General features: G+C 62.1%; 17 protein-coding genes. 15 read left to right on the forward strand and 2 right to left on the reverse strand.

The window, feature by feature from the left end:
• Window position 1 precedes the first annotated feature (1 nt).
• The 13 genes from BANT918_RS00335 (at window position 2) to nrdR (ending at window position 14,660) form a co-directional block, all read left to right on the forward strand.
• On the forward strand, window positions 2-1,102 hold the full coding sequence (locus BANT918_RS00335; RefSeq protein WP_101618463.1) for a UDP-N-acetylglucosamine--N-acetylmuramyl-(pentapeptide) pyrophosphoryl-undecaprenol N-acetylglucosamine transferase: 1,101 nt from the start codon (window positions 2-4) through the stop codon (window positions 1,100-1,102).
• 2 nt (window positions 1,103-1,104) lie between these two features.
• Complete coding sequence (murC, locus tag BANT918_RS00340) at window positions 1,105-2,505, forward strand: UDP-N-acetylmuramate--L-alanine ligase (protein WP_101618464.1); 1,401 nt, start codon at window positions 1,105-1,107, stop codon at window positions 2,503-2,505.
• Window positions 2,506-2,510: 5 nt separating this feature from the next.
• Window positions 2,511-3,266: a cell division protein FtsQ/DivIB gene (locus BANT918_RS00345; RefSeq protein WP_101618465.1), complete on the forward strand. Its 756-nt coding sequence runs from the start codon at window positions 2,511-2,513 to the stop codon at window positions 3,264-3,266.
• Window positions 3,267-3,456: 190 nt separating this feature from the next.
• On the forward strand, window positions 3,457-4,626 hold the full coding sequence (ftsZ, locus tag BANT918_RS00350) for a cell division protein FtsZ (RefSeq protein ID WP_101618466.1): 1,170 nt from the start codon (window positions 3,457-3,459) through the stop codon (window positions 4,624-4,626).
• A gap of 46 nt (window positions 4,627-4,672) precedes the next feature.
• Complete coding sequence (pgeF, locus tag BANT918_RS00355) at window positions 4,673-5,386, forward strand: peptidoglycan editing factor PgeF (protein ID WP_233430302.1); 714 nt, start codon at window positions 4,673-4,675, stop codon at window positions 5,384-5,386.
• 76 nt (window positions 5,387-5,462) lie between these two features.
• Window positions 5,463-5,951: a cell division protein SepF gene (locus tag BANT918_RS00360; RefSeq protein ID WP_101618468.1), complete on the forward strand. Its 489-nt coding sequence runs from the start codon at window positions 5,463-5,465 to the stop codon at window positions 5,949-5,951.
• Window positions 5,952-6,053: 102 nt separating this feature from the next.
• A complete protein-coding gene (locus tag BANT918_RS00365; protein ID WP_101618469.1) occupies window positions 6,054-6,353 on the forward strand; it encodes a YggT family protein in 300 nt (99 codons plus the stop codon).
• 282 nt (window positions 6,354-6,635) lie between these two features.
• The gene (locus BANT918_RS00370) at window positions 6,636-7,493 is read left to right on the forward strand and encodes a DivIVA domain-containing protein (RefSeq protein WP_101618470.1); all 858 of its coding nucleotides are present in this window, start codon (window positions 6,636-6,638) and stop codon (window positions 7,491-7,493) included.
• 132 nt (window positions 7,494-7,625) lie between these two features.
• Window positions 7,626-8,171, forward strand: a complete 546-nt coding sequence (locus BANT918_RS00375) for a signal peptidase II (protein WP_101618471.1) — start codon at window positions 7,626-7,628, stop codon at window positions 8,169-8,171.
• Complete coding sequence (locus BANT918_RS00380) at window positions 8,164-9,087, forward strand: RluA family pseudouridine synthase (RefSeq protein ID WP_101618472.1); 924 nt, start codon at window positions 8,164-8,166, stop codon at window positions 9,085-9,087. Before BANT918_RS00375 ends, BANT918_RS00380 begins: the two co-directional genes overlap by 8 nt.
• Before the next feature lie 192 nt (window positions 9,088-9,279).
• On the forward strand, window positions 9,280-12,789 hold the full coding sequence (gene dnaE, locus BANT918_RS00385) for a DNA polymerase III subunit alpha (protein ID WP_233430323.1): 3,510 nt from the start codon (window positions 9,280-9,282) through the stop codon (window positions 12,787-12,789).
• Between the two features lie 60 nt (window positions 12,790-12,849).
• Complete coding sequence (gene hisD / locus BANT918_RS00390) at window positions 12,850-14,160, forward strand: histidinol dehydrogenase (protein WP_101618474.1); 1,311 nt, start codon at window positions 12,850-12,852, stop codon at window positions 14,158-14,160.
• Window positions 14,161-14,162: 2 nt separating this feature from the next.
• A complete protein-coding gene (gene nrdR / locus BANT918_RS00395; protein WP_101618475.1) occupies window positions 14,163-14,660 on the forward strand; it encodes a transcriptional regulator NrdR in 498 nt (165 codons plus the stop codon).
• 274 nt (window positions 14,661-14,934) lie between these two features.
• On the opposite strand, the gene BANT918_RS00400 is transcribed toward nrdR, so the two are convergent.
• Window positions 14,935-17,145 (reverse strand): HelD family protein, encoded by a 2,211-nt coding sequence (locus BANT918_RS00400; protein WP_101618476.1) that lies wholly within the window; start codon window positions 17,143-17,145, stop codon window positions 14,935-14,937.
• An 86-nt stretch (window positions 17,146-17,231) separates the two neighbouring features.
• Window positions 17,232-18,023, reverse strand: a complete 792-nt coding sequence (locus tag BANT918_RS00405) for a spermidine synthase (protein ID WP_101618477.1) — start codon at window positions 18,021-18,023, stop codon at window positions 17,232-17,234.
• Between the two features lie 164 nt (window positions 18,024-18,187).
• Between BANT918_RS00405 and BANT918_RS00410 the strand changes: the two genes are divergently transcribed.
• Complete coding sequence (locus BANT918_RS00410) at window positions 18,188-19,375, forward strand: DUF4192 family protein (protein ID WP_167389346.1); 1,188 nt, start codon at window positions 18,188-18,190, stop codon at window positions 19,373-19,375.
• Between the two features lie 236 nt (window positions 19,376-19,611).
• Window positions 19,612-21,072 carry an RNA polymerase sigma factor gene (locus tag BANT918_RS00415; RefSeq protein WP_101618479.1) on the forward strand — a complete coding sequence of 487 codons (1,461 nt, stop codon included), beginning with the start codon at window positions 19,612-19,614 and terminating at the stop codon, window positions 21,070-21,072.
• The last annotated feature ends 122 nt before the right edge of the window (window positions 21,073-21,194 follow it).

Here is a 21,194-nt window from a genome sequence, read left to right on the forward strand (position 1 = left end):
GATGACGAGCATTCTCCTTGCCGGTGGAGGCACCACCGGCCATATTTCGCCCATGTTGGCGATCGGCCGTGAGCTGCGTGAGATCCATCCCGATTGGGACGTCTTCGCGCTCGGCACCGCAGACGGACTCGAAGCCGACATCGTTCCGAAGGCCGGCTTCGAACTCCTCACCATCGACAAAGTGCCCATGCCGCGTTCGATCAGCCCCGCCGCGTTGAAATTTCCGAAGCGCTTCGCCGCCAACGTTTCGCGCGTCAAGCAGATCATCGCCGAGCGAGATGTCAAAGCCGTCGTCGGCGTCGGCGGCTATGTCTGCCCACCCGCCTTCATCGCAGCCAAACAGGCGAACATCCCTCTGCTCGTCCACGAAGCCAATGCCAAGCCCGGAATGGCCAACCGCCTCGGCGCCTTCCTGACGAAACGGGGAATGGTCGGAGTCACCTTCCCCGATACGAAGCTGCGCAATTCGGAATTGGTCGGCATGCCGATGCCGACCGAGATCTCCGCACTCGACCGCAGCGACTTCGCCCAGCGACAGGAATGGCGAGAAGACCTCGGCCTGAGCGACGACAAACCCGTACTCGTGGTGACCGGTGGGTCCTCTGGGGCGCAGCGCATCAACGACGCATTCCTCGCCGCGGCGCCGCTGTGCCAGGAGAACGGGGTGCAGGTCCTGCACATCACCGGTGCCGGCAAGGATGAGGCCCTGCGGGAAGCTGCGGCAAAGTTGTCCGACTACCACGTCGTCGATTACGTGAACGGAATGCACAGGGCCTACGCGGTCGCTGATCTGCTCGTGGCACGTTCCGGTGCAGCGACCGTTTCCGAGGCCACCGTCGTCGGGGTTCCGGCGCTCTACGTCCCATTGGCCATCGGCAACGGTGAACAGCGTCTCAACGCGGCCGGCAGCGTCAGAGCCGGAGCCTCACTGCTCGTCGACAACGCGAACTTCACCCCGTCGACCGTGATCGATCAGATCCTGCCCCTGGTCAGGGACCAAGCCCGCTTGGATGCCATGAGCGAAGCGGCCCTCGAGCTGCACTATCCGACCAATGCCGCCGCCACCATGGCCACTATCGTCACTCGCGCTCTGAGAGGTTGAACATGAGCACAGCTGAAATCGTCCCAGCCACAGAACTGGGCGCCGTCCACTTCATCGGAATCGGCGGTTCGGGCATGTCCGGGATCGCACGGATCATGGTCATGAACGGCGTCACCGTTTCAGGCTCAGATGCGAAGGAATCAGCAGTCGTCGACGTCCTGCGGACATTGGGTGCCAGAGTCGAGATCGGGCACTCGGCGGACAACCTCGGCGAGGCAGACTCACTGGTCATCTCCTCAGCCATTCGCAAGGACAACCCCGAACTCGTCGAAGCTGAGCGCAAGGGCCTGCGGATTCTCCACCGGTCAGGTGCACTGGCCTCGCTGATGGCCGACAAGCGAGCCGTGGCGGTGGCCGGCACTCATGGCAAGACCACCACGACCTCCATGACGACCGTGGCGCTGCAAGCCTGTGGGCTCGACCCCTCGTTCGTCATCGGGGGAGTCCTGTCCACCACGGGCACCAACGCCCATCTGGGCACCGGAGATGTCTTCGTCGCAGAAGCGGACGAATCGGACGGTTCGTTCCTGCTCTACGAACCCGCGATCGGCATCCTCACCAACGTCGAAGCGGATCACCTGGACTACTACGGGACACCCGAGAAGGTGAGGGAGGCCTTCGTCGAATTCTGTGCCGGCATCGGCGCCGACGGCGGTACCGTCATCGCCTGCGCCGATGATCCAGGTTCACTCGACGTCGCCGAGCAGGCCCGGGCGCAGGGGACCTCCGTCATCCTCTACGGAGCCTCCGAATCCGCCGATGTCCGCCTGCGCGAACTCCGTTCGGGTCTGGTCTCGGAGTTCGTTCTCGACGTACCGGGACGGACGGAGCCGCTGCCGGTGGCACTGCGGCAACCGGGCACCCACAACGCCCTCAATGCGACGGCGGCGATCGCCGTCGCCCACAGCCTCGGCGCCGATGTTGCCAAGGCGGCAAGTGGTCTCGGGAGCTACGGAGGCACTCGACGTCGTTTCGAGGAACGGGGAATCGCCGCCGGTGTCCGTGTCATCGACGATTACGCTCACCACCCGACGGAGCTGCGAGCGGTTCTCAGCGCGGCTCGCGGTGTCGTCACCGAAGAGGGCCGGGTGTGGGCGATCTTCCAACCGCATCTGTATTCGCGCACGATGGAGTTCCGAGCCGAGTTCGGTGAGGCGCTCGGACTGGCCGACGAGGTCGTCGTCCTCGACGTGTTCCCAGCCAGGGAGGATCCGGTACCGGGTGTCACCGGTGCGCTGATCGCCGATCGTGTCCCACACAAAAATGTGGCCTTCGTCGAATCATTCAACGAAGCGGTGCCGTATGTTGCTGCGCGTGTGCGCCCAGGCGACCTTGTGCTCACCCTTGGCGCCGGGGATGTGACGATCCTCGGCCCTGAACTGCTCACCGCTCTGGAGGCCTGAACACAGTGGTGCCACTTCCCGAACCGCGCACCGACGACAACTCGACTGCGGACCTCACCGGCGTCATCCGCGCACGCCGGAAACAGGTGTGGCGCCAGCGCCTCCTGCTCATCGGTGCAATCGCGGCGGTCCTCGTCATCGCTGCCGTGCTCTGGTTCTCGCCGCTGTTGGCTCTGGACAAGGTCAGCGTCAAAGGCAGCGAGCTGATCGACCATGAACAGGTCTCGGAATCGGTCCTCCACACCGACGGCGGCACACCGCTGCCCCGGGTGCGCCCAGGGACGGTGGAGAAGAACGTACTCGAGGAGTTTCCGCGCGCGAAAGAAGCCTCGGTGCACTATTCGGGACCGCGCAGCCTGAGCATCGTCATCACCGACAGGAACCCGGTTCTGGCGATCACCACGGCAGAAGGGTTCAAACTCTTCGACGATGAAGCCGTCAACCTGGGCACCGTTGAGAAAGTGCCCAAGGGCGTGACCGTGCTCAAAGACTCCGGCGGTGCACCAGACCAGAAGACCGTGGCCGCTGTGATCCGGTTCATGGCGGAACTTCGACCAGGGCTGCGTTCCGACTTAGCCTCGATCCACGCCAAGGACGAGAACAACCTCGCAGGGGTCATCGACAAGGGAAAGGCACAGGCGAAAGTCGCCTTCGGCGACAGCACAAGCGCGAGCCTGAAGATGCGCACCGCATTGCAGCTGGCGGCTGATGGCCGCACCGATATCGACGTCTCTGTCCCCTCGGTGCCCGTGACGAACTGAAAACTGGCGAAACCGGGCGAGTTGACTGTCATTGCCGCCGACACACCGGGGCTGAAGTTTGGCCGATGTCCGACACTCCGGGGAGAATGGTTGCAGTGGTGTTGCCCCGGACAATAGCCTCAGGGCAAAGAAGACTTTTCGAATTTGCACGCAGATGATGCGTGGACGATGCGCCGAAAGAGGAACCGACTTGGCTGAATTCCCACAATCCGGAGCGGATATCAAAGTTGCCGGTACCGGCGGCGGCGGTGTCAACGCTGTTCAGAGGATGATCGACGTCGGACTGCGCGGCGTGGAGTTCATCGCGATCAACACCGACGCCCAGGCACTCGTGCTTTCGGACGCCGATGTGAAGCTGGAGATCGGCCGCGACCAGACTCGCGGACTCGGCGCCGGTGCTGACCCGGAGATCGGCCGCAAGGCTGCAGACTCCAGCGAAGAGGCCATCCGCGACGCACTCGAGGGTGCCGACATGGTCTTCGTCACCGCCGGTGAAGGCGGAGGAACGGGCACAGGTGCGGCTCCGGTCGTCGCCCGCGTCGCACGTTCTCTGGGAGCACTGACGATCGGCGTCGTCACACGCCCATTCACGTTCGAGGGACGCCGCCGTTCCGCGCAGGCCGAGGCCGGCATCGCCGCGCTTCGCGAAGAGGTCGACACCCTCATCGTCATCCCGAACGACCGACTGCTCTCCATCTCAGACCGCAGCGTCTCCGTCGTCGACGCGTTCCGCTCGGCCGATGAGGTTCTGCGCTCGGGCGTTCAGGGCATCACCGACCTGATCTCCGTCCCGGGACTGATCAACCTCGACTTCGCCGACGTGAAGTCCGTGATGCAGGATGCCGGCACCGCGCTGATGGGCATCGGAGCGGCTACCGGTGATGACCGCGCCGTCCAGGCAGCCGAGTCCGCCATCGCCTCACCGTTGCTCGAAGCCAGCATCGACGGTGCCCACGGCGTGCTGTTCTGCATCCAGGGCGGTGCCGACCTCGGCCTGTTCGAAGTCAACGAAGCAGCCCGGCTGGTGCAGGAAGCTGCACACCCCGAAGCCAACATCATCTTCGGTGCAGTCATCGACGACAACATCGGCGATGAATGCCGTGTGACCGTGATCGCGGCAGGGTTCGACAACACCGTCGCCGGCCAGGACTCAGCCCCAGCCGAAGCTGCACCCGCCTCGATTCCGATGGCGTCGAACCCGGCGGATGTCGAATCCGCGCCAGCGGAACAGGCAGAGCCCGCAGGAGATGTCGAGCCCGAACCTCGCCGCGACGAGCATCAGATCCCGACCTCTCTGCCCAGCGAGCGCAGCAACTCGAGCCTCGACAACGATCTCGATATCCCGGATTTCCTGAAGTAAGATGCTGCACTCGAGATTCGTCGTTCCCGGAAGGCTGAACGCACATGTGGCGTTCACCGACCGGCACGGCGGCTACTCGAGGGGTGACCTGTCATCGTTCAACCTCGCGCGACACGTAGGCGACGACGATGAGCTCGTCGCCGCAAACCGGGCCGCTCTGGCCCAGGTTCTCGGGCTGAGCGGAGAACGACTGAGCTTCGTTTCCCAGGTCCACGGAACCGACGTGGCCATCATCGATTCGCCAGAGCAGCTGCGCGACGATCCTATGACGGCAGACGCGCAGGTCACGACACGCGCCGGTATCGGATTGGCGATCATGGTGGCAGACTGCACACCGATCATGCTCGCGGACCCGGAAGCTGGTGTGATCGGCGCGATCCATGCCGGACGCCCCGGCATGGCGGCAGGGGTCGTGCCGGAGACAATCGCTGAAATGCATCACCTGGGCGCGACTGACATCCATGCGATCATCGGACCGTCAGTGTGCCCGCGCTGCTACGAAGTTCCCGCCGCGCTGCGGGAAGAAGTTGCTGCGATCGAGCCCGTGGCCGCCTCTGTGTCCGTGACCGGGACCCCGGCGATCGACGTCGCGGGGGCAGTGGCGGAACAGCTGCGACGCGCAGGCGTGAGCATCGACCATTTCTCCCGCACCTGCACACGGGAATCCGAGGATCTGTTCTCCTACCGGAGACAATGCAGCACCGGCCGATTCGCAGGCTTGGTCTGGCTGCAGGAAGAAAACCCCACGACACACCCATGAGACTCACCAGCCAAACTGGTCAGTTGAGATAGTTTGGCGGCAGGCGAGGAAGTGCCGAAGGCCGAGGAGCGGAAAAATGTCAGCAATAAAGAAGACGCTGGAATACCTGGGTTTCGTCGAAGAAGAGGACGAGCCCGTCGAACGTCGTGACCGTGAGGTCATCGACACCTACGAAGAGCCCGTCGACGACCATGTCGAGGACGAGGAACGGCCCCCTGCCCAAGTGACGCCGATCCACCCGTCACCGATTCGCCCAGTCGACTCTCCCGCGCCAGGAATCTCCATGAACCGCATCAAGACAATCCACCCCCGCAGCTATAATGACGCTATGGTGATCGGTGCCGCGTTCCGCGAGGGAACACCGGTGATCATGAATCTCTCCGAGATGGACGAGAACAACTCGAAGCGCCTCGTTGACTTCTCTGCCGGTCTGATCTTCGGCCTGCACGGTTCCATCGAACGCGTGACCAACAAGGTGTTCCTTCTCACCCCCGAGAACATCGAGGTCAGCGGAGAGAACGAGTCGGATCCGGACACCCAGGCGAGCTTCTTCAACCAAAGCTGAGTGCTTCGGCCTTCGGTTGAGGTCGTTCTTATCTCATCCTCAGCTCGGACGTATACGCTGGGTATCGACAGCTAAGCACCAAAGAAAGGCACGAGGAAACACGTGGCCATCATCTTCTACATCCTCGGCACAGCACTCAGTCTTTACGTCTATGTTCTCCTGGCACGGGTGGTCCTCGACCTCGTGCAGGTCTTCTCGCGCGAATGGAAGCCCGCCGGTTTCTTCCTCGTGCTGGCCGAGATCGTGTACACACTGACCGATCCGCCCCTGCGTCTGCTGCGCAAGGTGATTCCACCCTTGCGGTTGGGACAGATCTCACTGGATCTGGGCTTCATCGTGCTCTTGATCGGAGTCCAGATTGTTGCGTATTTCCTACGAAGCCTCGCGCTTGGAGCGGCCTGATCCTAATCGTGACAATCCTGGGATCTGCAACTGAGCACCCCGTCGTCGGTGATGGAACCACTGGGTTCTGTGCCTGTGGCAGTCTTCTCAGAGGTTCGCTGTGATGAGTCTCAGTTGGCCGAATCGTTCCAGGTGTTGTTAGGCTCGATTCGGGAAATTTTGTCAATGAATACGTGACACGGCATTTCTGCAGGACAAAACTGCAGGTGTTACGCTAATGTGACGTTGAAGCCGTCTTGATGGCGGCAGCGTAATGAATGTAGATCGACCAAAGGTGACCTCATGGCGCTCACGCCTGAAGACGTAGTAAACAAGCGGTTCCAGCAGGTGAAGTTCCGCGACGGGTACGACCAGGATGAAGTCGACGATTTCCTCGATGAGGTTGTCGTAGAGATTCGCCGTCTTTACCAGGAGAACGACGAACTTCGTCAGAAGCTGTCGACCGCGGAACAGCGCGTCAAGGAACTCGACGCTGGCGGGGCATCTCCTGCCGCACCTGCTGAGGATACCGACGCCACCCAGGCAATGCCTGCAGCGGTGCCGGCTCCCTCTTCGCAGAAGGAGACCGAGGCGCCGGAGCCGGAGCAGGAGAAGGCTCCCGAAGCTCCCGCTGTCCCGGAAGCGACCGAGCAGCCATCAGCACCTGCAGTCAAGGAAGCAGCTCCCGCTGCGCAGACCCCCGCTGCGAAGGAATCCGCTTCGAAGGAATCCGCTCCAGCCGTCGACGGTGCTGCACCTGCTGCAACAGGCACCGCCGCTGGACTGGGCCTCGGATCGGGCTTGGGCAGTGGAGACGGCGACGCCCACGGGCTCATCGCTCTTGCTCAGCGCGTCCACGACGAGCACGTGGCAGAGGGCGAACGCCGTCGCGACGAGCTCATCAAGAGCGCAGAGACCGAAGCCAAGGACATCGTCGGCAAGGCCGAGACGAAGCGCGATGAGACCCTGTCGACTCTGGAAACGCAGAAGTCGACCCTTGAGCGTTCCATCGACCAGCTGTCGAACTTCGAGCGTCAGTACCGGACGCGTCTGAAGAGCTACCTCAACGATCAGCTGCGCGACCTCGAAAACTCAACGAGTCTGGCACCGGAGACCCTGGACGGGAACACCTTCGGTTCGTCGTCGAATCACAAGCTCTGATTCGTCACAGCAGACACGCAAGGTCCGGGAACTCTATGGAGATCCCGGGCCTTGTTCGTGCGCCCGTGAGTTGGAGCAGAGCTTGGCAGCCAGCGCCTTCGTGTCCGAAGACAGTAAGTTAGAATGAGTCAAATGAACGATGATGCCACGAACACGAGACCCCGGCGGCGCAGGATGCTCGGGGCGTTGTTCGGCATAGCCGTGATCGTCCTCGTGGTGGATCAGTTCACCAAGTTCCTCGCGGTGAGATTCCTCGAGGGACAGGAGCCGATCTCAGTCATCGGTACTCTGGCGGGCTTCAACTTCTATCGGAACCCCGGAGCGGCGCTGGGCCTCGGGTCTGGTGTGACCTGGATCTTCCCCCTCATCGCGATTGCTGTGTTCGCAGCGATCATCATGCTGTCGAGGAAGTTGGGTTCTGTGGCGTGGGCCATCGGGCTCGGACTGCTGTTGGGCGGACTGTTCGGCAATCTCGTGGATCGGCTGTTCCGGCAGCCCGGTTTCCTCCACGGCGCCGTCGTCGATTTCATCGACCTATCGTTTTTCATCTGCAATGTCGCCGACATTGCGATATCCGCAGCGGCGGTCACCCTCGTGGTGACAAGCCTCAGAGGCATTGAACTGGACGGATCGGACTCGAAGCACGCGAGCACGGTCGGAGAGGATACACATGGCTGAACGCTCAATCCTGGTACCCGAGGGCCTCGAAGGCCAGCGAGTGGACTCGGCGCTGTCGAAGCTGTTGGGACTCTCCCGTACAGCAGCCGCCGACATCTGCGCAGAAGGGGGCGTGCAGCTGTCCGGGCACGTCGTGGCGAAATCAGACCGCGTCGAAGCCGGCGCACGCCTGGACATCATGATGCCTGAACCTCCGCGGCCCTTGGAGGTCGTGGCCGATCCGGTCCCGGGGATGAAGATCGTCCATGACGAAGATTCGTTCGTCGTGGTCGACAAGCCCGTTGGCGTGGCCGCACATCCGGCACTGGGGTGGAAGGGAAGGACCGTCGTGGGTGGTCTCGCCGCCGCCGGTTTCAGGATCGCCACTTCGGGTGCGCCCGAACGGCAGGGGATCGTACAGCGCCTGGACGTGGGCACCTCGGGCCTGATGGTCATCGCGAAGAGCGAGTACGCCTACAGCGTGCTCAAACGTGCGTTCAAAGAACGCACCGTTGAGAAGACCTATCACGCGGTGGTCCAAGGACTGCCGGATCCCGTGCTCGGCACCATTGACGCGCCCATCGCTCGCAACCCGCGACATGACGGCCTCTATGCGGTCCACAGCGGAGGGAAGAATGCGATCACCCACTATGAGGTGCTCGAAGCACACCGCCGAGCCTCCCTGGTCGAAGTTCATCTCGAAACCGGGCGGACCCACCAGATTCGAGTTCATTTCTCCGCGCTCAAGCGCCCCTGCGTCGGTGATCTTCCCTACGGGGCTGATCCGGTCCTGGCTAAGGATCTTGGTCTGGAACGTCAGTGGCTGCACGCTGTCAAACTCGGGTTCCATCATCCCGACTCGAACGAGTGGGTCGAATTCGAGAGCGGGTACCCCGAGGACCTGCAGTATGCGATCGACCGCATCCGCACACCCTGAACGCAAGCGCCGGTGAGCACCCAGAACGCCGCATCATGACCTCGACGACTTCGCGTCTGTCGGCCGCCGAGGCTCCGCTGGGCGACCCTTCGATGGTCTAAGCTGGGGGTCGCAACAACGGTCATATCTGAGGGAAGGCTGCCAGTGCCGAAAGACGACTTCGTCCATCTTCACGTCCACACCGAATACTCGATGTTGGACGGAGCAGCCCGGCTCACGGATTTGATGGCCGCGACCAAGGCCTCCGGAATGTCGGCCATCGCGACCACAGACCACGGCTACCTGTTCGGAGCCTTTGACTTCTGGTCACAGGCGACTGCCGCCGACATCAAGCCCATCATCGGTGTTGAAGCCTATGTCACCCCGGGCACGGATCGGCGGGACAAGACGAGGGTGAAATGGCGCACGGACGAGTCGCAGAAACGCGACGACCTGTCCGGCGGCGGTGCTTACACCCACATGACGCTGCTCTCACGCAATAACACCGGCATGCGCAATCTGTTCAAGGCCTCGTCCTACGCATCCCTCGATTCGGTGTTCAGCAAGTGGCCGCGCATCGACCAAGACCTGCTTGAAACCTACTCTGACGGACTGATCGCGACCACGGGCTGCCCATCGGGGGAGATCCAGGTTCGGTTGCGCCTGGGACAGTACGAAGAGGCCAGAGCTGCGGCGGGTAAGTACCGTGAGATATTCGGTAAAGACAATTACTACGTCGAACTCATGGATCATGGGCTCTCCATCGAGAAGCGAGTGACCAAGGACCTGATCCGTCTGTCAAAGGAGATGGACATCCCCTTGGTCGCGACCAACGACCTGCACTACACACATGAGTCTGATGCGAAGGCGCACGAAGCGCTGCTGGCCATCCAATCCGGGTCGAAGCTGATCGAACCCACCTATGACCAGGGCGGTTCGCGCTTCGCCTTCTCCGGATCCGGCTACTATCTCAAATCACCCGCGGAGATGCGGGCACTGTTCTCCGAGTTCCCGGAAGCCTGCGACAACACGCTCGAGATCGCTGAGAAGTGCGAAGTCTCCTTCGACACGTCTGCGAACTATATGCCGAAGTTCCCCTGCCCGCCCGGAGAGGACGAAACCTCTTGGCTGGTCAAAGAGGTCCAGACGGGGCTCGAATATCGGTATCCGGGAGGAATTCCCGACGATGTGCGCAAGCAGGCTGACTACGAACTCGACGTCATCATCTCAATGGGCTTCCCCGGCTATTTCCTCGTCGTCGCCGACTTCATCAACTGGTCCAAGGACAACGGCATCCGGGTCGGTCCGGGGCGCGGTTCGGGTGCCGGTTCCATGGTCGCCTACGCGATGCGCATCACCGATCTCGATCCGCTCAAGCACGGACTGTTCTTTGAGCGCTTCCTCAACCCTGACCGTGTCTCCATGCCCGACTTCGACGTCGACTTCGATGATCGCCGACGCGGCGAAGTCATCGACTATGTAACACGGAAATACGGCGACGAACGGGTCGCGATGATCGTCACCTACGGCACGATCAAGACGAAGATGGCGCTCAAGGACTCCGCACGAGTCCTCGGCAAACCGTTCTCCATGGGGGAGCGGCTGACGAAGGCGCTGCCACCAGCCGAGATGGCCAAGGACATTCCGCTGGCCGATATCGAGAACACCGAATCCAAGCGCCACAACGAGGCGGGGGAGTTCAGAGCATTCGTCGACTCGGACACGGATGCGCGGGAGACCTTTGAGACCGCAAAGGGCATTGAGGGTCTGAAACGGCAGTGGGGCGTCCACGCAGCCGGAGTGATCATGTCCTCGGATCCGATCATCGACGTCATCCCGATCATGCGCCGGTTCCAAGACGGCCAGGTCATCACCCAGTTCGACTACCCCACCTCCGAGGGCCTCGGACTGATCAAGATGGACTTCCTGGGGCTGCGAAACCTCACGATCATCTCCGACGCTGTGGAGAACATCAAGGCAAACCGTGATGACGATCTCGACTTGGAACACCTCGACCTCGACGATCGAGGGGCCTATGATCTGCTCTCTCGCGGTGACACCCTCGGTGTATTCCAGCTCGACGGTGGCGGACTGCGTGCCCTGCTGCGGCTGATGAAGCCGGACAACTTCGAAGACATCTCCGCGACGATTGCGCTCTACCGTCCGGGCCCGATGGGTGCTGACTCCCACACTAACTTCGCACTGCGCAAGAACGGACTGCAGGACGTCACGCCGATCCACCCGGAGCTCGAAGAGCCGCTTGAGGACATCCTCGGCAGCACCTATGGGCTCATCATCTACCAGGAGCAGGTGATGGCGATCGCGCAGAAGGTCGCCGGGTACTCGCTGGGCCAAGCAGACATTCTTCGTCGTGCGATGGGCAAGAAGAAGAAGTCCGAGCTGGACAAACAGCAGGTGGGCTTCTTCGGAGGGATGAAGGAACGCGGCTTCTCCGAGGCGGCGGCTCAGGCATTGTGGGACATTCTGCTGCCCTTCTCCGACTATGCGTTCAACAAGGCCCACTCGGCCGCCTACGGTCTCGTGTCCTACTGGACCGCGTTCCTCAAGGCTCACTACACGGCGGAGTACATGGCAGCCTTGCTCACCTCGGTGGGCGACAACAAGGACAAACTGGCCATCTACCTCAACGAGTGCCGGCGGCTGGGCATCACAGTGCTGCCACCAGATGTCAATGATTCGGCTCTGCACTTCACACCAGTCGGTGAGGACATTCGCTTCGGCATGGGTGCTGTGCGCAACGTCGGTGCCAACGTCGTTGACGGCATTGTCGAAGCACGTGAAGAGAAGGGGGCATTCACCTCATTCACGGATTTCCTCGATAAGGTGCCCAGCCACGTATGCAACAAGCGCACGATCGAATCGCTCATCAAGGCCGGCGGCTTCGACTCATTGGGACAGACCCGGAGATCACTCGTCGAAGTGCACGAAGAAGCAGTGGATTCCGTCATCGGCGTCAAGCGTCAAGAAGCCAATGGACAGTTTGACCTGTTCGCCGGGCTCGGCGGCGGCGATGACGAACCGAGCTTCTCCGTGGCGATTCCCGATCGACCCGAATGGGAGAAGAAGGAGAAGCTGGCATTCGAGCGCGACATGATCGGCCTCTATGTCTCCGACCACCCCCTCAACGGCCTTGAGGGCGTCCTCGCCGCCGAATCGGAGGCCTCCATCGCCGATGTGGTGGATCCGGAGACCCATCGCCACGACGGTTCTCAGGTGAAGATCTGCGGCATGATCACCCAGGTTGCGCGCAAGGTCTCGAAGAACTCGGGCAAACCGTATGCGATCGTGAGTGTGGAGGACCTCGAGGCCGAGATAGAGGTCATGTTCTTCGGCGACACCTACGAACCAGTGGCGAGCCTGTTGGCCACCGACCTCGTCATCAGCCTGACCGGACGCATCCGCCTCTCCGATGATCGACCGACCTCGATGATGGCGATGTCGATGACGATCCCTGACGTCACCGATCCGAAGGATCGGCCCCTCAACCTGATGCTGCCGATGGAGAAGGCGACGGAGGAGATGGCATCCAAGCTGCTCCGGGTCCTCGAGTCACACAAGGGACAGACCGATGTGCACCTGGTCCTCTCGCAGCCCGGCAGACACACGGTGATGCGACTCGACCGCGCTATCCGCGTCGACCCCAACCCGAGCCTCTACGGTGATCTCAAGGCACTGTTGGGGTCACGTTGCCTGAGCGCCTGAGACACCGCCTGACCGCCTGAAGCGGAGGCAGAGGCAATCGGTTGAGGGAGGGGGCCTAGAATGGTGCGAGTGAACATACTGGACTTCCGCGGCGAGAAACTGAGCAAGAGATTCCTTAAGCAGAAGCTGCCCCGTGCCGCCGATACGCATGCCGGTATCGAACGACGGGTGGCCGAGCTGCTGAGCCAGGTGCAGGCCGGGGGCAGTCGTGCCGTGAAGGAATTCACTGCGAGATTCGACTCGGTCGAACTCGAGTCTCTGCGTGTGCCCGTCTCCGAACTGAAGCGCGCCGAAGATGAATTGGATCCTTCCGTCAAAGCGGCCCTGGTCGAATCGATCTCGCGGGCCAGGAAGGTCGCCGACGACCAGCGCCCCACTGACGTTCGCACAGAACTGTCCTCCGGAGCGCACGTGACCACACGGCACCTGCCGATTGAACGAGTCGGCCTCTACGTGCCCGGCGGACTTGCCGTGTATCCATCGACCGTCGTGATGAACGTCGTGCCGGCACAGGCGGCAGGGTCTGTCTCACTGGCCATCGCCAGCCCGCCCCAGAGCAATGGACTGCCTCACCCCACGGTGCTCGCCACAGCCCACATCCTCGGTGTCGATGAAGTCTGGGCCATGGGCGGTGCCCAAGCAATCGGTGCTCTCGCCTACGGCCTTGACGATGAGGAGCAGCTGGAACCCGTCGACCTCATCACCGGTCCGGGCAATGCCTACGTCGCCGCCGCGAAATCTCTCATGCGAACACAGGTGGGCATCGACGCGGTAGCCGGACCCACCGAGATCATCGTTCTCGCCGATTCGACAGCAGATCCAGCCTTCGTTGCCGCCGATCTCATCAGTCAGGCCGAACACGACGAACTGGCTGCCTCTGTCCTCGTCACCGATTCGACTGAGTTGGTTGAGCGAGTACAGGCCGAACTCGCCGCCCAGGTCCCCGCAGCAGCCCATGAGGAGCGGATCGGCATCGCCCTGGCAGGGAAGCAGTCCGCCATCGTCCTCGTCGATGATCTGGACGCGGGCATCAGCGTCGTCAACGGGTACGCCGGAGAACATGTCGAGGTCCACACTGCCGACGGTCATTCTGCTGCCGCACGGATCACCAACGGGGGAGCGGTGTTCGTCGGAGACTGGGCGCCGGTGTCCCTGGGCGACTACTGCGCAGGATCGAATCACGTCCTGCCCACGATGGGAACGGCCGCCCACGGATCTGGGCTGGGCGTGCACTCGTTCATCAAGGTCAGCCAGGTCATCGACTATGACCGTTCGGCCCTCGCCGAGGTTGCCGAACACATTGAGGTGCTGGCGGACAGCGAACAGCTCCCTGCCCACGGTCGGGCCGTCAGCATCAGGTTCGAGGAGTAGATATGCGGTGTCCCTTCTGTCGTGAATCAGATTCCCGAGTCGTCGATTCGCGGACCAGCGAAGATGGCGCCGCGATCCGTCGCAGGCGTCAGTGCCGTCATTGCGGGCGCCGCTTCACCACCATGGAAGCGACCAGCCTGTCGGTGATCAAACGCTCCGGCGTGACCGAAGAGTTCTCCCGTCAGAAGATCATGTCGGGTGTGCGCAAGGCCTGCCAGGGGCGGCCCGTCAACGACGACGACCTGGCGAAGCTGGCACAGAAGGTCGAAGAGGACATCCGCTCCAAGGGAATTGCTGAGATCGACGCCGACGAGGTGGGCCTGAGCATCCTCGAGCCCCTGCGGGAGCTCGACCAGGTCGCCTACCTGCGATTCGCCAGCGTCTACCAGGGCTTTGATTCCCTCGAAGACTTTGAGACGGCGATCGACTCACTGCGTGCGGATGCGGCACTGAAGTCGGGAGACGCCAGGCAGGCGACCCCCGAAGATTTCCAACCCTAGGAAAATCACCTCAGAATTCTGTGAGCGGAGTAGTCCAGGGCACCGATTCTTGTGTAACATTGACAGTGCGCGCTTCTGGCGCGCGGCCGCTTGCGGTTCGGAGGGGAAGCCGAACCGTTGAGCGGCCCTTTACTTTCTCCGCGAGGGTCCAAAAGCCTGATCATCAGTCAGAAGCCTGCGCGGAGCGAGACAGGGGGCGAATCGGAGATGACTCCGATTCGCCCCCTGTCTGCGTCCAATCAGGTCCGGTGGACGTGAGGGAGTCTGCGCTGACTCAGTCGGCGATGAGCTCGCTCAGTTCGGTCGGCGCAGCGGCAAGGATCCGCAACCGATCTGTGGTGCGCGTCAGCGACACATAGAGTGCGCCGACCCCATCCTCATGACCGGCGGGGGCGATCAGTCCCGGTTCGACGATGACGACGGAATCGAACTCGAGACCCTTCGCCTGCTGTGCAGTGATGACCGCGATCTGATGGTCGAGGCCGGTGACCGAACGGCCGATGTCGAAGCCGGCGAGCACCTCGGCGACGGAATCGATGAGATCGACAGGTGCGATCACAGCGATCTTGCCGCTTTCCACCGATTCGACCTCGTCTCTGACAGTAGGCGCGAGAGCATTGACCACTTCCTGAGACGAAGCGAACGATTCCATCCGCGGGTCGGGGCCGCCCTGTCGGACGGACTCGACGAGTTCGAGCTGAGGGAAATGACGGTGCAGGTAGCGGTTGGCCAGGTCCATCACCGACTGAGGTGTCCGATAGGACACGGTGAGCACCTGCAGAGCGTAGCGGTCCCCGACGAACTCGGACAGGATGGAATTCCATGTCCGGGTATTGTCCACGTGTGAGGACTGTGCCAGGTCACCCACCACAGTCGCTGATTTTGAGGGAACTCGCCGGAAGAGCACCCGCCACTGCATGGGTGAAAGCTCCTGAGCCTCGTCGACGACGAGGTGGCCGTAGGTCCATTCGCGATCGTCGAGCGCCCGCTCGGCCAGGGCGACCGTCGGGCCCTCTTCCTCCCACCTGGCGGCGAGCGTCTCGGCATCGATGAGGGCCGAGGTGTCCGTCATATCGAGGACCGCTTCGGCATACTCACGAGCGGACGCGTCCCGAGCCGCGGTCTGCTGTGGACTGCTGCCCAGCAGCTCAGCGAGCTCATCAAGGAGGGGAACGTCTTCAACGGTGAGTTCGGCATTGGCCGGGCGGATCAGCGTCTTCTGATCCTCCGGCGAGAGCAGGTGTCTGGCAGCGGCCTGCAACTTGTGTGGTTTGGACAGCAGTGCACGCAGCGCCGCAGCGGGACTGATCGGGAACCAGGCGAGATTGAGTGCTCGGCGCACGTCCACGCTCGACCGCAGCTCGTCCATCAGCTCCGGCAGTCTCTCACCGGCACCGTCGAGCCCCATCTGCCGTGCCAAATCCTCTGCGAGGGTCTTGAGCAGACCGGAGACGAAGCCGTTCCGGGCGGCGTTGTGAGCATCCCCGCTCCGGCGGGCTCGATCACGGGCACCGCGCACGTCGCGGCGGCGCAGCCAGATGGTGTGTGAGCCGACGCGCAGCTCTTCGTTCTGGTCGGGGATCCGCTCGTAGTTGGCGATGTGATTCTTCAGCACCGCAGCCATCTCGGATCGGCCCTTGATCACTGCCACATTCGTGTCGTCTGTCAGCTCGGTCTCGAGACCTGGGTAGAGCTGGCCCGGTGTGAGCAGAAGCGCACCCGTCTCACCGAGGCTGGGCAGGACCTTTTCGATGTACTTGAGGAACACTGCGGAGGGCCCGACCAGGAGCACACCTGATTTGGCGATGCGCTCCCGATGCCGATAGAGGAGGAAGGCCGCGCGATGGAGTGCCACCGCCGTCTTTCCTGTTCCGGGGCCGCCCTGTACCACGAGCACACCTTGGAGCGGTTGGCGGATGATGGCATCCTGTTCGGCCTGAATGGTCGCGACAATATCGCCCATTCGACCGGTCCGGTGATTGGTCAGTGCCGCGATCAGCGCGCCCTCGCCCTGCAGGTTCGATCGTTGCGCATCGTCGAGAGCCTCGATGTCGAGCACATCGTCCTCGAGATCTGTGACCGTGCGGTTCTTCGTCACCAGATGGCGTCGCCGGACGACTCCCGCCGGGTTGGCTGCAGTCGACTGGTAGAAGCGCTCCGATGCCGGTGCACGCCAGTCGATGAGAATCTGCTGTCGGTTGGCATCGGTGAGCCCGATCCGTCCGATGTAGCTGGGCTCGGCGTCTGATTGCAGATCCAGACGACCGAAGCACAGGCCGTCCTCGGCGCTGTTGAGCCGGATCAGCTGGTCCTCATACAGGGTGGCGAACGCATCCCGTTCACTCCGGTGCTGATGATTGCCACCGACTTCGGAGATCCTCACAGTACCCAGTCGGGCCGTTGCCTCATCCCGCAATTCGTCGAGTCGTGCATAGAGCTCGTCAAGCTTGATCTGTTCGACGCGTATTTCTGAAGTTTCGGTCATCTCACCTTCCCAATCGGCATTCCATTATGCCGAACTTTTCTCACCGGGAGTAGTTGGAAGCAAAGATTCACTGCTGGTGTGTTCCGTCACAGTCCCAGTCTCGACATCAGCCCTTGCCCCGTCAGGAAGGTCGCCATTGTCGCCGCAGTGCGTAGACTTCTATCGAGGTCGGGCACGCGCAGCGGGGAGTTCGAGGCGATGACGACCACGTTCCCGCGTCTGCGACCTTTGAGAATTCCGGGCTCGGCAGCCGCCGAGACATGTTCGAAAGCAGAATTCAGCAGCTCAAGCTCGGCTCTGAGGACGCGGTGGTCGCCAGAATCGGGGACGTTGGCGATATAGATGCCTGAGTCTTTGAGGATCCGCGCGCAGGTGGTGAAGAACTCCGAGGTCTGCAGGGTTGGCGGCACGGAGTCATGGTCGAAGGCGTCACGGATGAGCACGTCAAGAGTGTCGGGACGGAACTTCTCGGCTTCGACAGCGCCGTCTCCAGCACGCAGAGCCAGCCCAGGGGCGCGCGGAAGATCGAACCAAGTGCGAGAGTAGTCGAGGAGAGCTGAGTCGATGTCGATCGCTGTCTGCTTCGAACCCGGTCGCCGGGCATGGAGGGCACGGGCGAGTGCGCATCCGGCAGCACCGATGTGGACCGCTCGCAGCGGGCCGGCCGCAAACTGGACATCGATGATCCGCGACATCCAATCCAGATATTCAAAGTCCAGACGAGTCGGCTCGCTCAGAGTGATCGACGAGGACGGCACGCCATTGACATGGAGAACATAGCTGTCGGCCTCCCCGTCGACCTTCTCCAGGCGCGCGGTGCCGGTCGAGATTTCGACGACTTGTGAGCCAGGTGCTGTGTATATCCGTCGTTTTGCCACCCCTCACTTGTATGCCAGTTGAGCCGCGGTGGCAATTCTGCGCGACATTGCATGGGGATATCGGCCCACACTTGAGTGCGTTTGGGCTGTGGACACCTCAGGTGTTTCCACATGCGCTCAGCTCACTCTGGCCAATCCGGCAGTTCGGGAGCTGTAGTGATGCCATGGAGACCACAGCGAAGACAGCAGAAGACATCATCGGAATCGTGCCCCACACTCTTGGCTACATTCCACGGGAGAGCCTCGTGGCTGTCATCGTGGGACCCGACGAACACGGCACCCAGACATGTGCGACGACGTTGCGCGTCGACTTCGACTTGGAGACTGCCGCCCATCTCGTGGCCGAGGGCGGAAAGTGGTACAGCGATCTCATCACTGGAGCGTGCACTGCAACGGGGGTGTTCCTCGTTCTCTACGACTCGGACTACCAGTGCGGCACGCCAGAGGCTGTTCTCGCGGGAGTCGGGGCACTCGGTGACGAGTACCCGCGCGTCCATCGAGATCTCATCCGGGCGGCCATCGATGAGATTGCGCTGTCGCTGGGAGAGCGAGGCATCGACACGCTGAGCGCATGGTGGGTCAGCGAGGAGCGATTTGGCCGCATCGACGGCGATGCGCAGATCAGCACCCTGCTTGAAGCCGCCTCGACATCGGCGTGTGCAACCGAACTCGTCGCAGCGGGTTCCTCTCCTGCAGCATCACCGCAGGAACTTGTCGTCAGGCCCGTGTCGGCAGCAGAATTCACTGTGAGTCGCAACGGCCACTGCGATACCTGGTTGACCATCGCCGATGGTTTCGACGTCCTTTCCATCCTGTACCCGCGGCTGGCCTGCCTAAGCGAGGGGGAGGACGCCATCGACCGGGCCGCCGTGGCAGAGCTGATGACGCTGCAGACGATCAAGGCAGTCGACGCGATCCTCAGCGAAAAATGGTCTCGGGACGCACTCGAAATGATCCTCAGCTTTGATCACCCGAATTTCGCGCCGGCTGACATTGAGTCGTGCGGGCCGGGGCAGCTTAACCTTCGCGCGCAGAGATATGCGATGTCTCCGCAGGCTGCACAGCACATGGTGGGGCTCTCTCCGCGTGCTCCTCGCCCCCGCGATGTTCAGCTGGGCATCGAGTTTCTCAGGGCCTACATACCCCTGGGGCATCCCGACGTCCGCGCCACCGCATATGCTGTGATCGCATGGTTCGAATGGTCGTTGGGAGGCTCGACGATGGCGGAGCAGTACGCCCAGGCAGGACTCGAACTCGACGCTGACCACGCGATGGCCACCCTGATCCTGGACGCGGTGGATCAGGGGTATCTCCCACGCTGGCTGATGTCAGCACGCCGCGGCCCCGGATGAGCCCTACGATGCGGTGTCGGCTCTCTGAGAAGACCTCGGCGCGCGGGCCGGAGCCTGCGTCCAGGGCTCAATTCGCCAAGCCGGGAATATCGTGCGAAAATTGGGTGTTGACCCTGTCATAGCATCATGGGCGAACTCTGTGTTCCCCTCGGGCCCGATACCTGGACCTCTTGACATGGGTCTTAGTAATGTCCTGGTGCATTCGAGAAGTTTCAACGCTCGCGAAAGGTGAACACGTGCCGAGAGTCGACAAGGAATCCACGACGGTGACGGAAAAGTCGGAGGGAACGGCCGCCAAGACCTCCACCGCTGGATCCAAGACAGCTGCGGCGTCGAAGGGAGCCACGAAGACGACGAAGACAACGGCTTCAGCGACCGCTGCGGAAACCGGGACCAAGCAGACCACCGCGGCCCGAAAGACGGCGACCGCCAAAACCGCCGCGACGAAACCGACCGCCAAAACCGCCGCGACGAAACCGACCGCCAAAACCGCTGCGACGAAACCGACCGCCGCTAAGGTGGCGAAGACCACCGGTGCCAAAAAGACGGCCGCGAAGCCCACTAAGGCCGCGGGGGCGAAGAAGAAGTCCGATGATGCGCTCGAGGCGGGCGAGACAGTCGAGCCGGCAACCGACACTCTCGGGACTGAGCAGAGCCCAGCTGAGGCGACCGAGACGAAGAACTCCGAAGAGAAGGAGAAGAACGCCGCTGTCACAGAAGCTGGCGGCTTCATCGTCTCCGATGCCGACGACGAAGATGCTCCTGCACAGCAGGTCGTCTCTGCGGGAGCCACCGCCGATCCGGTCAAGGACTACCTCAAGCAGATTGGCAAGGTCGCACTGCTCAATGCGGCCGAAGAGGTCGATCTGGCCAAGCGCATCGAAGCCGGAATGTACGCCGAGCATCTGCTCGATGCCGGTGGCATCACCGAACCGCGTGAGTCCATGGACTACAAGTGGATCATCCACGACGGTCGCATCGCGAAGAACCACCTCCTCGAGGCGAACCTGCGTCTCGTCGTCTCGTTGGCTAAGCGCTACACCGGTCGTGGAATGCTCTTCCTCGACCTGATTCAGGAGGGCAACCTGGGCCTCATCCGTGCAGTCGAGAAGTTCGACTATACGAAGGGCTTCAAGTTCTCGACATACGCCACGTGGTGGATCCGTCAGGCCATCACCCGTGCCATGGCCGATCAGGCTCGCACCATTCGCATTCCCGTGCACATGGTCGAGGTCATCAACAAGCTTGCTCGTGTCCAGCGTCAGATGCTGCAGGATCTCGGACGCGAGCCGAGCCCGGAGGAGCTCGCCAAGGAACTCGACATGACACCTGAACGTGTCGTTGAGGTTCAGAAGTACGGCCGCGAGCCCATCTCGCTGCACACGCCGCTCGGTGAAGACGGAGACTCGGAGTTCGGTGACCTCATCGAGGACTCCGAAGCAGTCGTACCGTCAGACTCGGTCAGCTTCACCCTGCTGCAGGAACAGCTGCACTCGGTTCTCGACACCTTGTCGGAACGTGAAGCCGGCGTCGTGTCGATGCGCTTCGGCCTCAACGACGGCCAGCCGAAGACTCTGGATGAGATCGGCAAGGTCTACGGAGTCACGCGTGAGCGTATCCGCCAGATAGAGTCCAAGACCATGGCGAAGCTGCGACACCCTTCGCGCTCACAGGTTCTGCGGGACTACCTCGACTGAGTCCCATGCCCTGCAGGCTCAGAACCTGCAGTCAATGAGCCTGCACACCATGATCGCCTGTGGACGCGAACTATCGCGACCGCAGGCGATCTGCGCTTTTCAGTTCTGTTGTCGGCTGAGTC

This window comes from Brevibacterium antiquum CNRZ 918 (genome assembly GCF_900169145.1).
Lineage (GTDB): Bacteria > Actinomycetota > Actinomycetes > Actinomycetales > Brevibacteriaceae > Brevibacterium > Brevibacterium koreense.